The 12,665-nt window shown below is 43.9% G+C and carries 13 protein-coding genes; 10 read left to right on the top strand and 3 right to left on the bottom strand.

From position 1 onward, the window contains the following. The first annotated feature begins 275 nt into the window (after positions 1-275). Together LX99_RS25095 and LX99_RS26330 are read left to right on the top strand one after the other, a co-directional pair. Entirely contained in the window at positions 276-1,457 is a 1,182-nt protein-coding gene (locus tag LX99_RS25095; RefSeq protein ID WP_170122737.1) for an IS4 family transposase, read from the top strand. Between the two features lie 8 nt (positions 1,458-1,465). Further along, positions 1,466-1,597: a hypothetical protein gene (locus tag LX99_RS26330; RefSeq protein WP_281271005.1), complete on the top strand. Its 132-nt coding sequence runs from the start codon at positions 1,466-1,468 to the stop codon at positions 1,595-1,597. A gap of 151 nt (positions 1,598-1,748) precedes the next feature. On the opposite strand, the gene porX is transcribed toward LX99_RS26330, so the two are convergent. Beyond that, a complete protein-coding gene (porX, locus tag LX99_RS25090) occupies positions 1,749-3,302 on the bottom strand; it encodes a T9SS response regulator signal transducer PorX (protein WP_022832212.1) in 1,554 nt (517 codons plus the stop codon). A gap of 276 nt (positions 3,303-3,578) precedes the next feature. Here porX and LX99_RS25085 point away from each other — a divergent pair, with 276 nt between their 5' ends. The 8 genes from LX99_RS25085 to efp all read left to right on the top strand — a co-directional run bounded on the left by LX99_RS25085 (position 3,579) and on the right by efp (position 10,532). After that, on the top strand, positions 3,579-4,811 hold the full coding sequence (locus tag LX99_RS25085; RefSeq protein WP_109611072.1) for an HD domain-containing protein: 1,233 nt from the start codon (positions 3,579-3,581) through the stop codon (positions 4,809-4,811). A gap of 239 nt (positions 4,812-5,050) precedes the next feature. Continuing rightward, entirely contained in the window at positions 5,051-6,100 is a 1,050-nt protein-coding gene (gene lpxD, locus LX99_RS25080; protein WP_109611067.1) for a UDP-3-O-(3-hydroxymyristoyl)glucosamine N-acyltransferase, read from the top strand. 21 nt (positions 6,101-6,121) lie between these two features. Then, positions 6,122-7,528 (top strand): bifunctional UDP-3-O-[3-hydroxymyristoyl] N-acetylglucosamine deacetylase/3-hydroxyacyl-ACP dehydratase, encoded by a 1,407-nt coding sequence (locus LX99_RS25075; protein ID WP_109611066.1) that lies wholly within the window; start codon positions 6,122-6,124, stop codon positions 7,526-7,528. Further along, on the top strand, positions 7,525-8,310 hold the full coding sequence (gene lpxA / locus LX99_RS25070; protein WP_109611064.1) for an acyl-ACP--UDP-N-acetylglucosamine O-acyltransferase: 786 nt from the start codon (positions 7,525-7,527) through the stop codon (positions 8,308-8,310). The genes LX99_RS25075 and lpxA overlap by 4 nt, the downstream gene beginning before the upstream one ends. Before the next feature lie 122 nt (positions 8,311-8,432). Beyond that, entirely contained in the window at positions 8,433-9,053 is a 621-nt protein-coding gene (locus LX99_RS25065) for an ABC transporter ATP-binding protein (RefSeq protein ID WP_109611069.1), read from the top strand. Positions 9,054-9,143: 90 nt separating this feature from the next. Next, positions 9,144-9,362, top strand: coding sequence for a hypothetical protein (locus LX99_RS25060; RefSeq protein ID WP_109611062.1), 219 nt, complete (start codon positions 9,144-9,146; stop codon positions 9,360-9,362). Positions 9,363-9,378: 16 nt separating this feature from the next. Next, entirely contained in the window at positions 9,379-9,819 is a 441-nt protein-coding gene (locus LX99_RS25055; protein WP_109611060.1) for a hypothetical protein, read from the top strand. 152 nt (positions 9,820-9,971) lie between these two features. Then, positions 9,972-10,532 carry an elongation factor P gene (gene efp / locus LX99_RS25050; protein WP_022832375.1) on the top strand — a complete coding sequence of 187 codons (561 nt, stop codon included), beginning with the start codon at positions 9,972-9,974 and terminating at the stop codon, positions 10,530-10,532. A gap of 134 nt (positions 10,533-10,666) precedes the next feature. Here efp and hisS read toward each other — a convergent pair whose 3' ends face one another. Next, positions 10,667-12,040 carry a histidine--tRNA ligase gene (gene hisS, locus LX99_RS25045; RefSeq protein WP_109611058.1) on the bottom strand — a complete coding sequence of 458 codons (1,374 nt, stop codon included), beginning with the start codon at positions 12,038-12,040 and terminating at the stop codon, positions 10,667-10,669. A 295-nt stretch (positions 12,041-12,335) separates the two neighbouring features. After that, positions 12,336-12,665: transposase (locus LX99_RS25040; protein ID WP_109609853.1), on the bottom strand; the 330-nt coding region annotated here is incomplete at its 5' end.

Below are 12,665 nucleotides of genomic sequence, written 5' to 3'. Positions count from 1 at the left end.
CGCTCGGCTGGAGCCCATAGCCGTTAACTTAAGGATTTTTGTATTGAAGTGAATTTGAAAAGAGCATAAAGCGAGGCTTCGCCGTTGGGCAAAACCGATTAGATTTTCCCATATTTGTATAGTTTAAATATTTATTGAAAAGGCGGTTTGTTTCGAGGCAAGACCGCCTTTTCTTATATAAATATAACATTTTTTTTAAAAACAATGTGCTTTGCTAAGGAAAAGCACCTTTTATTTTTGATAAAAGTAAGTTTATTTCAGATGATTCGGATACATTGAACAGTTCCATCTGCGCCGTTATTAAGACCGATAAGATCGCAGAATTCGCCCACCGTAGCGGTTTTTGTCGCCGTAGTTCCAAACTTAAGCCGGAAGCATTTATTGATACGCTTGTATTCAACAGCATTGATCACCAGCTTAGCCTCCAGGATTGTTGCGATGACCTGATAAAGCAAAATGATAAGCCATTGAGCAAGGTCGGTCTTCATAAGCGGTTCAACGAAAGTAGTGTTGAATTTATGAAGCTTGTTTTAGCAGAGCAAATGGCTACCAAATTAGTTATCTACAATCACGATATATGGCAACCATTCTCGCGGGTACTGATTACCGACTCCTGTAAATTCTGCCTACCCGATGAATACAAGGAAAGTTATCCGGGTTACGGAGGAGCGGTTTCCAATCCGTTAATGAACATACAATATTCATTTGACCTCAAAAATGGAGATTGGGAGAATCTGGAGTTAACCAAAGCAACAAAAAACGATCAAAGTTATTCGAAGAAAACAGCAGGCCGCATAGCCAAAGATGATCTCCATATCCGGGACCTGGGTTATGTTACAATGGCTTATTTAAGAGGGGTTGCCGAGAGCAAAGCGTTTTTTCTAAACAGACTGCAACCGAAATGGAAACCCGTTGATAAGGCCACAGGCAAAGTGATTGACTGGTCGTTACTTTATGAGCGTATGCAGGCAAATAAACAGGTATGCTTTGAAACTGAAATCATACTTGACAAGGGTAAAAACGCGCTTGAATGCCGCCTGATCGTGGTACCAGTCGCGGAGCAAATTTCGGCGGAGCGGATAAGGAAAGCACAAAAGCAGGCAAAGAGCCGGGGGAGGGAACTTTCAGAAGAATACAAAGAACGCTGCCGTTTCAGTGTATTCATTACTAATGTAGATCAGGCTATCTTTAAATCAACAGATGTGATTGAGCTTTATCGTCTCAGATGGCAAATTGAACTAATCTTTAAAAGTTGGAAATCGCTGTTAAACCTCCGCCGGGTAAAACCTGTAAAAAAAGAACGGTTTGAGTGCATGCTACTTGCAAAGTTCATCTGGATATTAATCAACTGGAAAATCTTCCGATGTCTTGATGCCGCTATTAAAAAGAGAACAGAGAATATGCCTGCTCTCATTGGAAGTTCTTTAAACAAGCCAAACTATCGGCATACTCATTAAGAGCAGTAATGAACTATAACATCACCTTTGAAGCCTGGCTGGAGTTGTCTATCTTCCCAATTATAAAAAGTCTGCTTATTGAACCTAAGAAAGGTAAAAAAGCAAGCTTTTGTATCGTCTATGATGTATTTAATCCTTAAGTTAACGGCTATGGGCTCCTGCCGAACGGCTGTTATCCCCAGGCCTCCGGCCTGCTACTCGCGCTACGGCGGCCAGAGGCCGTTTAATAGTTGCCACCCGGCTGGAGCCGAGCGGCGGCGTAGAGCCCCAACGATGGTAGCAACACATCCGTTATTTCGGGCCGTAAGTAACAATCGGCACAATCATCTCTTCCAATGAAATTCCGCCGTGCTGAAATGTTTCATTATAAAAATTAACAAAGTGGTTATAGTTATTAGGGTATACAAAGTAACTATCCTCTTTGGCGAAAACGAAACTTGAACTGATGTGCAACCTTGGCAGCATGGCATCGTGCGGGTTGCGGATATGGAATACCTCTTTGGCGTTATAATTCAGGTTTTTGCCTTGTTTATAGCGCAGGTTGGTATTGGTATTACGGTCGCCCACAATTTTGCTTGGGTTTTTTACGCGGATGGTACCGTGATCGGTGGTGATCACTACGCGCACCTGTTTTTGGGCGAGGAATTTCAACAGATCAAGCAATGGCGAATGCTCAAACCACGAGAGCGTTAACGAGCGGTAGGCGGCATCATCGCTGGCCAACTCGCGGATCATCTGCATATCTGTACGGGCGTGCGACAGCATATCTACAAAATTATACACTACCACGTTCAGCTCATTGTTCATCAGGTTGTTTACCGATTCGTTGAGGGCCCGGCCTTCGTCAATGTTCAGGATCTTATGGTACGAGTGTTTGCAATCTTTACGCAGTACACGTTTCAGGTGATCGGCCAGGAACTCGGCCTCATACAAATTTTTGCCGCCCTCGTCCTCATCGTTTTGCCACATACTCGGGTAGCGTTTTTCCATATCCAATGGCATCAGGCCCGAAAAGATGGCGTTACGGGCATATTGCGTTGCGGTGGGCAGGATGCTATAGTAGGTATCCTCTTCCTCCAGCCTGAAATATTCAGAAATAATAGGGTTGATGATCTTAAACTGATCATACCGCAGGTTATCGATCAAAATAAAGAAAACCGGGCCTTTGCCATCCAGTTTAGGGAATACTTTCTTTTTAAACAGTTGGATTGATGACGTTGGCGCCAGATCCGGGTTTTTGATCCAGTTGAGGTAATTGCGCTCCACAAACTTGCAAAACTGCATATTAGCTTCGGCTTTTTGCAGGGTCAGGATCTCGTGCATACCGGCGTCTTCCAGCTTCTCAAGTTCCAGCTCCCAGTAGATGAGCTTTTTATAAACGTCAACCCATTCCTGGTGGCTCAGGTTTTCGTTCAGCGTCATACCCAGGGTACGGAAATCCATCTGGTAAGCCATGGTGGTTTTTTCGGTAACCAGGCGCTTGTTTTCGGTAAGCTTTTTAATGGTAAGCAAAATTTGCTTAGGGTGTACCGGCTTGATCAGGTAATCGTCAATCTTCGAGCCGATGGCATCTTCCATCAGGTACTCTTCCTCGTTTTTGGTGATGAGTACGATGGGCACATCGTTATTGATGTTTTTGATTTGCTGCAAGGTTTCCAGGCCGGTAATGCCGGGCATGTTCTCATCTAAAAAAACCAGATCGTAATAGTTGTTTTTGAACGAATCAATAGCATCATAACCGTTTGTTACGGTAGTTACTTTGTAGCCCTTTTCGCCCAGGAAAAGTATATGTGGTCGTAGCAGGTCAATTTCATCATCGGCCCACAAAATGGTGGTGTCTTGCATGGTATAAGTGTATGTTAAGGTCTGAACCGGAATTTGGGGGAATTAAACGAATTTATCGAATTTTAGCTCTTCTGGTATACAGAATATTCGTTTTAAATTCTGGTAATTCTTTAATTCAAAAAATTCGGGTTCAGACAAATTCGAAAATTCTGATTCAGACATTCAACCCCAAAGAGCGGCTTTTGTTGTTACACGGTAAAGGTATTAACAAAATTTAACAAAGCTTATGGGGTTATTTTACCTTTGTTTTACATTTTTGCATTTATAACAGCAGCATTGAATAAAAAGAAAATAATAAACGATCCGGTTTACGGGTTTATCACCATCCCAACCGAGCTGATTTTTGATCTGATAGCACACCCCTATTTTCAGCGGTTGCGGTATATCAAACAATTGGGCATGACGCATTTGGTTTACCCTGGCGCTTTACATACCCGATTTCATCATGCTTTGGGTGCCATGTACCTGATGGCTACCGCCCTCGAAACCTTGCGCGGCAAAGGGCATAACATCACGCCCGAAGAAGAGGAAGCCGTAACCATAGCTATTTTACTGCACGATATTGGTCACGGGCCGTTTTCGCACGCTTTAGAAAATACCATTATTGATGGCATAGCGCACGAAGATATCTCATCAATGCTCATGAATAAACTTAATGAGCAGTTTGGAGGCAGGCTTACCATGGCTATCAGTATTTTTAACGATACCTACCCAAGTCAGTTTTTACATCACCTGGTATCCAGCCAGCTTGATATGGACAGACTGGATTACCTGAACCGCGACAGCTTTTTCACCGGCGTATCTGAAGGCGTGATCAGTTCGGAGCGGATCATCAAAATGCTGAACGTAAAGAATGACCATGTGGTGGTGGACGAAAAAGGCATCTATTCGATAGAGAAATTTTTGATTGCCCGCCGCCTGATGTACTGGCAGGTGTACCTGCACAAAACGGTGATTGCAGGCGAGGAAGTTTTAACCAAAATATTTAAACGCGGGCGCAAACTGATAGCCGATGGCGAAGAACTTTTCGCCACCCCTGCCCTGATGCACTTTTTAAAGAACCGTATCAGCCGCGATGCTTTTATGAATGAGGACCATCATTTGGAAACATTTGCATGTTTGGATGATACGGATATTATGGCATCGGTAAAAGTATGGGCCTCGCACCCCGACTTTGTGCTTTCAACACTATGCAAAAACATGGTGCAGCGCAATTTATTCAGGGTTGATATCACTAACGAATGCCCGGATGAGGCTTTTGTAGAGCAATTGCGCCAAAAGGCTGTTGAAAAATACGGAATAACCTATGATGAGGCAGCGGCTTATTTTGTGTTCACCACATCAATCCGCAATAACGCTTACAGCCCGGGTGACGGTAACATCGGCATTTTGATGAAAAACGGCCAGGTAAAAGATATTGCCGAGGCGAGTGATAACTCTAACCTGGTGGCTTTGGCCAAAACGGTTAAGAAACATATTTTGTGTTATAATAAGGAGTTGTTGAATTAAGAACAATAAAACGTCATTGCGAGGTACGAAGCAATCGCACGCAGGCAGGTCCGCCTCTGTATAGTTCGCGATTGCTTCGTACCTCGCAATGACGGGATGATGTAGATTAAGCGGAGCAAATCCTCCAACAAATGAAGATACCATGAAAAACAGAACCCTTTGAGCCTCAAAACTTTTTAACGTGTGTTCATAACCCATTAATAATTTGTTGCTTCAATTTTAACATTTAAATTTGCCCGATGCAATTTAGTGCCCATGATATAGCAATGCTGCTTAACGGAACGGTTGAGGGCGATGCATCAGTTACAGTAAACCAGCTGGCTAAAATAGAAGAGGCCGGCGAAGGCTGTTTATCTTTTCTATCCAACCCTAAGTACGAGCAGTATTTATATACTACCAATGCTTCTATCGTAATTGTTAATAACGGGCAGGAACTAACCGGACCGGTTAAGGCTACGCTGATCCGTGTGGAGAACGCATACAGCGCATTTACCCTGGTGCTGCAACAATACAACTCTTTCAGGCTCAACAAAAAAGGCATCGAGGAGCCAAACTTCATCCATCCATCAGCTAAGGTTGGTGCGGATGCCTATATTGGCGCTTTCGCGTATATTGGCCAGGATGTTAAAATTGGCGATAACTGCAAAATTTATCCCAATGTAAATATTGGCGATAATGTAACCCTTGGCAACAATGTTACCTTGTTTGCGGGCGCTACCGTTTACTTTGATTGTGTGATCGGCAACAACGTAACCATCCACTCAGGCGCGGTGATCGGCAGCGATGGTTTTGGCTTTGCCCCTAACCCCGACGGATCCTATTCAAAAATCCCGCAGATTGGTAACGTTATCCTGGAGGATGACGTTGAAGTGGGTTCGAACACCACTATCGACAGGGCCACCATGGGATCAACTATCATACGGAAAGGAACCAAAATTGATAACCTCATCCAGATAGCCCATAATGTTGAAATCGGTTCGAATACCGTTATCGCAGCGCAATCGGGCATATCGGGCAGCACTAAAATTGGCGATCGGGTGGTAATTGGCGGGCAGGTAGGCATAGCGGGGCATTTGCATATTGCCAACGGCACACAGTTTTCGGCACAAACGGGTATCAACAGTTCTATAACTGAAGAAGGTAAGGTATGGGGAGGTACACCATATATGCCATATAAAGATTACCTTCGTGCCCACGCTAAGCTGCGTAAACTGCCTGAGCTTGACCGCAAGGTTTACGAACTTGAAAAATTGATTGAAGAACTACGTAAAGGCCAGGCAGCAGAATAACTGCAGCCTGTTAAATTAAATATGAACGTTAAACAAAGAACTATTAAAGCGCCGGTTTCGGTATCAGGAACAGGCTTGCACACCGGTCAAAGGGTTACCATGACCTTTAACCCTGCCCCTGAAAACCATGGTTACAAGTTCAGAAGGGTTGATATTGCAGGTTCGCCTATTATTGATGCCGATGTTGATAATGTGAGCGATACTTCGCGCGGTACATCCATCAGCCAGAACGGCGCTACGGTTAACACTGTTGAGCATGTGCTTGCGGCATTGGTTGGCCTTGAGGTAGATAATGTGCTGATTGATATGGACGGCCCCGAAACACCTATTATGGATGGCAGTTCGATACAATTTGTTGATGTAATTCTTGAAACAGGACTTGTTGAACAGGATGCCGACCGCGAGTATTACCATATCCCTTATAACATCCATTACTCCGAGCCTGATCGTAAGGTAGAGATGGTGGCTATGCCTTTGGATGATTACCGCTTTACCTGTATGGTTGATTATAACTCGCAGGTGTTGGGTAGCCAGCATGCCAGTATCTCAACCATTGGTGAGTTTAAAAAAGAGATCGCTTCATGCCGTACCTTCTGCTTTTTGCATGAGCTGGAAATGCTGTTGAAGCACGACCTGATAAAAGGCGGCGATCTGAACAATGCCATCGTAGTTGTTGATAAAGATGTTGACCAGGAAGAATTAAACCACCTGGCCAAACTGTTTAACCGAAAAGATATTAACGTTGCCCCGCAAGGCATCCTGAATAACATCGAGCTTCGCCACCAGAACGAGCCGGCACGCCATAAACTGCTGGACATGATTGGCGACCTGGCTTTAGTGGGCGTTCCGCTTAAAGGCCACATCATGGCGGCAAGGCCGGGCCACGCGGCCAACGTTGCCTTCGCTAAAAAAATAAAAGCCTTAATAAAAAAGGAAAAGAGCCGCAAACAGGTAAAAGCATACGACCTGAATGCCAAGCCGCTTTTTGATACCGTTGATATCATGAACATGCTGCCTCACCGCCAGCCGTTTTTGATGATCGATAAGATTTTGGAACTGAATAAAAACCATGTTGTGGGTGCCAAAAACGTAACCATTAACGAGGAGTTTTTTAAAGGTCACTTCCCTGGCGCACCGATATTTCCGGGTGTGTTGCAGATTGAAGGCATGGTGCAAACCGGCGGGATCCTGGTATTGAATACCGTTCCCGATCCGCAAAATTACCTTACCCTGTTCCTGAAAATTGAGAACGCCCGCTTTAAAAGCAAGGTAGTACCCGGCGATACCATCATTTATGTGTGCGACCTCACCGCCCCTATCCGCCGTGGTATCGCTACCATGAAAGGCGTAGGTATGGTAGGCGACCGCGTTGTTGTTGAAGCCGAACTGATGGCTCAAATTGTAAAAGTAAAAGAAACCGAAGCATGATCCAGCCTTTAGCATACATACACCCACAGGCCAAAATTGCCGATAACGTGGTAATTGAACCATTTGTTACCATCCACAAGGATGTTGAAATTGGCGAAGGCACCTGGATCGGCTCCAACTCCGTAATTATGGATGGTGCCCGCATCGGTAAAAACTGCCGCATTTTCCCTGGCGCGGTAGTATCAGCCCCGCCCCAGGATTTGAAGTATAAAGGCGAGCAAAGTACCGTAACCATTGGCGATAACACTACCATCCGCGAATGCGTTACCCTTAACCGCGGTACCGCCCTTGATAAAAATACCACCACCATAGGCAGTAACTGCCTGCTGATGGCTTACGTACACGTAGCGCACGATTGTGTTATTGGCAATAACGTCATCGTAGCCAATGCTGTACAGCTGGCTGGTCACATAACGGTTTATGATTATGCCTTTATTGGCGGTTCATCTGCCGTGCACCAGTTTGTTGAAATTGGCGCGCACAGCATGATTTCGGGCGGTTCGCTGGTACGTAAGGATGTTCCCCCTTATACCAAAGCCGGCCGGGAGCCATTATCATACGTGGGTATCAACTCGGTAGGCTTACGCCGCAGAGGTTTTTCGGCAGCTACCATTGCCGAAATCCAGGAGATTTACCGCATCATATTCTTAAAGAAATACAACGTGAGCAAAGCCCTTGATATCATTGAAGCCGAGTTTACACCAAGTGAAGAACGCGATGAAATCATCAACTTCCTCCAAAACTCGCAACGCGGTATCATGAAAGGGTTCGGGAATACTTAATGGTTGATGGGTTATAGTTCATGGTTCATGGCCGCGCAAAGAACAATTTGCAATCCATGAACTATAACCATAAAACAGGCATACCGGCTATGAACCATGAACTATCAACCATAAGCTCTTCCATGACCATCACCCTCCAAAACATCGGCCGCCGCTTTAACCGCGACTGGATTTTTAAAGGGGTGGATTATACCTTCACTTCCGGGCAATCGTACGCCATCCTCGGCCATAACGGTTCGGGAAAATCAACCCTGCTGCAGGTTTTAAACGGCAGCCTCTCCCCTTCCGCTGGTAAAATTGAATTTGCCGATAACGGAACCGCTATCGAAATTGACAAGGTGTTTAATTATTTGAGCCTCGCTGCGCCTTATTTGGAATTGATAGAAGAGTTTACGCTGAGCGAAATGATCGATTTTCATTTTAAGTTTAAAAGTTTTAAACCGGGGATGGATAAAGAGCAACTCATTGCGTTGCTAAATCTGCCTAAAAGTACTAATAAGCTCATCAAATATTTCTCATCCGGTATGAAGCAGCGCCTTAAATTAGCGTTAGCTTTTTGTGCCGATACCCCTATGCTGATGTTAGACGAACCAACATCAAACCTCGACACCCAGGGCGTGGATTGGTACCTTAGTTTAGTGCAACAATTCGCCGAGGGAAGATTAACGATAGTATGCTCTAACCAGGAGCATGAATATGGTTTCTGTGAGCATAGGTTGAGTATTGTGGATTATAAAGGTTAGAAAATATAGGATTAAGATCAAAAAAATCCATCAAACTCCCTTTTTTTATCCGTTTTTTATCCGTATATTTGATTATAAAATTAAAATATCATGGAAATTAGATTGAATATTGACGATGATTTTATGAAGAACCTAAGTAAAAATTTGGGAGATTTAAAAACGTCAAAAATTACAACAGAAGCGTTAACAATTTTAAACTGGGCAGTAGAAGAAGCAAAAAATGGCAGGGTAATACTTTCTACTGATAAAAAAGGAGAAGATGTTAAGCAATTGGCTATGCCTGTTCTTGATAAGATAACGGCAAAATAATTTATTGTAAGCGAATATGCCAACCATCGACTTAAGTACTATTCAGACGATAGAACCTATTGCGGCACCAGAGGTTGAAGATGTTACAGGTATTTCTACGGTATCGTTGGTCGGTGTTCCTAAAGATACTCCTCGGCCCGCTCCTTTAGGAAAACCGCTATCCGGTATTGAAGAAGCGGGGGTTAATCTTGCCAAAATAACATTCAGGATCATACTCGCTTTTATTTTATTCTTGGTTGTTTATTTGTTTGTGAAAGATTTAGATGCAACCGAAGCAGTAAAGAGCCTACCAACTCCTAAAGATGAAAAGTTAGTAGCTGCATTAATTGCCGAAAAAAAAGCCCATCGCGATTTTTTATTAGAAACATGCAAAGTTATCTTGTTAAACCTTTTGCTGCCAATTCTAACCGCGATATTGGGTTACATATTTGGTTCATCAAAGTCGGATAAAGCATAAATAATTATATGTTAGATGTAGGATATGCAAATTTTAAATCTCATATCTGTTTTATATATAACCCTTTAAAGAGCTTGTTTAGATAGAAAATCTCAAATCTAACGTCTCAAATCTCAAATCTAATTCCTAAGTTTGCGCCTCAATATAATTTTATGGCTAAGGCATCAGACGTTAAAAACGGAAATATACTTCGCTTCAACGGCGAATTAATTCAGGTTGAGGAGTTTATACACCGTACCCCGGGCAACTTACGCGCATTTTACCAGGCCCGTATGCGCAATGTGAAAACAGGTAAACTGGTTGAATACCGTTTCCGTACCGACGAAGAGGTTGATATTGCCCGCGTTGAAACTAACGATTACCAATATTTATATGAAGACGGAGATTCGTTGGTAGTAATGGATAACACCACCTACGATCAGCACAACGTACCAAAAGCACTGTTCGGTCCGGCTGTAAAGTTTTTGAAAGAAGGCATGAATGTGATCGTAGCTTTTGAGAGCGATGAAGCGATCATGGGTTCTATCCCCGGTTCTGCCGAGTTGGAAGTAACTTATACCGAACCTGCTGTTAAAGGCGATACCTCAAGCGGTGCCATGAAAAATGCCACCCTCGAAACCGGTGCAGAAATCCGCGTACCATTGTTTATCAATATAGGCGACAAAATTAAAGTAGATACCGCGTCAGGCTCATACGTAGAGCGCGCGAAGTAACCCCCCGGCCCCCTGAAGGGGGAGGAACTGTTTATAAAAAGAAATCGGTTTTCGTGAACGAAAACCGATTTCTTTTTATAGCTATTCGCCCATGTCGTTGCGACCAACGAAGCAATGACGTGACGGAGAAAAAACTAACGGTTCAATTTCTCCACTATATCCTCCGCTGTCAATTTCTCCTGCTCACCGCTGGTCATATCTTTAAAGCTTAATAAGCCGGTTTGCATTTCATCGCCGCCAATCACCACCACATAAGGGATGTTTTTGTTATTGGCATATTCCATCTGCTTTTTGATCTTGGCTCCGGCGGGGTAAAGCTCCGCGTTGATATTATTGCGGCGCAGCTGCATTAATAAAGGCAGGGCATAAAGCTCGCCTTCTTTATCAAAATTACAGATCAATACTTTGGTGGTTTGATTGCTATCGGCCGGGAACAGGTTAAGCTCTTCCAGTACATCATAAATCCTGTCGGCGCCAAAAGAGATCCCGGCACCGGTCAAACCTTTCAAGCCGAACATGTCGGTAAGGTCATCATAACGGCCACCGCCGCCGATGCTGCCCATATTAACCTCGTTGGTTTTAACCTCGAATATCGCACCGGTATAGTAGTTTAAGCCACGGGCAAGGGTAATGTCCAGTTCCAGTTTAGCTGTTTGCAGCGGGCAGCGTTCAATATAACCGAAAACGGTTTCTATCTCATCGCAACCTTTTAAACCGGTTTCTGAGGTTGCCAGGGCTTCGCGAAGGGCGGCCAGTTTTTCGGTATTATTGCCTTCCAGCAGGATAACAGGTTTTAATTTGTCGATATCTGCATCGGTAAAACCTTTTTCAAGCAGTTCCTTTATCACGCCATCCAGACCAATTTTATCCAGTTTATCTATCGCTACAGTCAGGTCAATGATGCTATCAGTCTTGTCTATAACTTGGGCAATTCCTGATAGTATTTTTCTATTATTAATTTTTATGCTGAAATCCTTAAGACCAAGCTTGGTTAAAGCTTCGTCGTATATCATTACAAATTCGGCTTCGTTCAGTAAGGAATCTGAGCCAACCACATCGGCATCGCATTGATAAAACTCACGGTAACGGCCACGTTGAGGGCGATCTGCCCGCCAAACCGGCTGTACCTGGAAACGTTTGAACGGGAAGGTGATCTCGTTTTGGTGTTGAACTACGTAGCGTGCGAATGGTACGGTAAGGTCGTAGCGGAGGGCTTTTTCAGAGATGGAAAAAGCTACAGCGTTTGAGTTGCGGTCAACTAATTTTTGCTCGTCTACTTTAGCCAGGTAATCGCCACTATTAAGTACTTTAAAAATTAGCTTATCCCCTTCTTCACCATATTTCCCTGTCAGCGTAGAGAGGTTTTCCATAGTTGGCGTTTCTATTTGCTGATAGCCGTATTTGCGGAAAACAGATTTGATGGTATCGAAAATATAGTTGCGTTTCACCATTTCAGCAGGTGAAAAATCGCGGGTGCCTTTGGGTACAGATGGTTTAATGGATGCCATGCGGCAAATGTACAAAAAAGCGGGTTAAGCTTGTTTGGCGTAGCGGTTACTTTGCACATGGGCCACAAGCCGGGAGGCTTGCCGCAGCGATTGCCGCAGTAACGATTAAAAAAAGAGCGGTTTCGCAGGTGAAACCGCCCTTTTTTTCCAGATTCTAAGCCGCCGCTCGGCTCCAGCCGGGAGGCAACTATTAAACGGCCTCTGGCCGCCGTAGCGCGAGTAGCAGGCCGGAGGCCTGGGGATAACAGCCGTTCGGCAGGAGCCCATAGCCGTTAACTTAAGGATTACATTAAGTCTAATAATTTATTTCACAAACGTTTTTCAGTTCATCATTAGGCTTAAGAAAGTGAGAGAACATTTTCCAAAACGCAGCCTTTCTTTCTTTGAGAGTCTTAAGGTATCGATTATGAGTGATCTTTTTTCTCATATACCACCAGGCTCTTTCTACAGCATTTAAATCGGGACTGTATGGTGGCAGGAAAAACAACTCCAACTCAGGGTTCATCTCCAGCCATTTGCTTATCCTGTTTGCATGATGATAAGCAACATTGTCTAAAACAATTATAATTTTAGGGGCACCCTTGTAGACGGAGAGTACTTTTTTGAGATGTTTCTTAAATGTATG

This window comes from Mucilaginibacter oryzae (assembly GCF_003148845.1).
Taxonomy (GTDB): domain Bacteria; phylum Bacteroidota; class Bacteroidia; order Sphingobacteriales; family Sphingobacteriaceae; genus Mucilaginibacter; species Mucilaginibacter oryzae.
Note: the sequence above shows the minus strand (reverse complement) of the source record. Positions and strands in the feature narration are given on the sequence as shown.

Bases quoted from the DNA above. Each gene is read 5' to 3' on its own strand.
- LX99_RS26330 (WP_281271005.1), top strand. From the start codon at position 1,466: ATGAACTATAACATCACCTTTGAAGCCTGGCTGGAGTTGTCTATCTTC.
- porX (WP_022832212.1), bottom strand. From the start codon at position 3,302: ATGCAAGACACCACCATTTTGTGGGCCGATGATGAAATTGACCTGCTA.
- lpxD (WP_109611067.1), top strand. From the start codon at position 5,051: ATGCAATTTAGTGCCCATGATATAGCAATGCTGCTTAACGGAACGGTT.
- LX99_RS25075 (WP_109611066.1), top strand. From the start codon at position 6,122: ATGAACGTTAAACAAAGAACTATTAAAGCGCCGGTTTCGGTATCAGGA.
- lpxA (WP_109611064.1), top strand. From the start codon at position 7,525: ATGATCCAGCCTTTAGCATACATACACCCACAGGCCAAAATTGCCGAT.
- LX99_RS25065 (WP_109611069.1), top strand. From the start codon at position 8,433: ATGACCATCACCCTCCAAAACATCGGCCGCCGCTTTAACCGCGACTGG.
- LX99_RS25060 (WP_109611062.1), top strand. From the start codon at position 9,144: ATGGAAATTAGATTGAATATTGACGATGATTTTATGAAGAACCTAAGT.
- LX99_RS25055 (WP_109611060.1), top strand. From the start codon at position 9,379: ATGCCAACCATCGACTTAAGTACTATTCAGACGATAGAACCTATTGCG.
- efp (WP_022832375.1), top strand. From the start codon at position 9,972: ATGGCTAAGGCATCAGACGTTAAAAACGGAAATATACTTCGCTTCAAC.
- hisS (WP_109611058.1), bottom strand. From the start codon at position 12,040: ATGGCATCCATTAAACCATCTGTACCCAAAGGCACCCGCGATTTTTCA.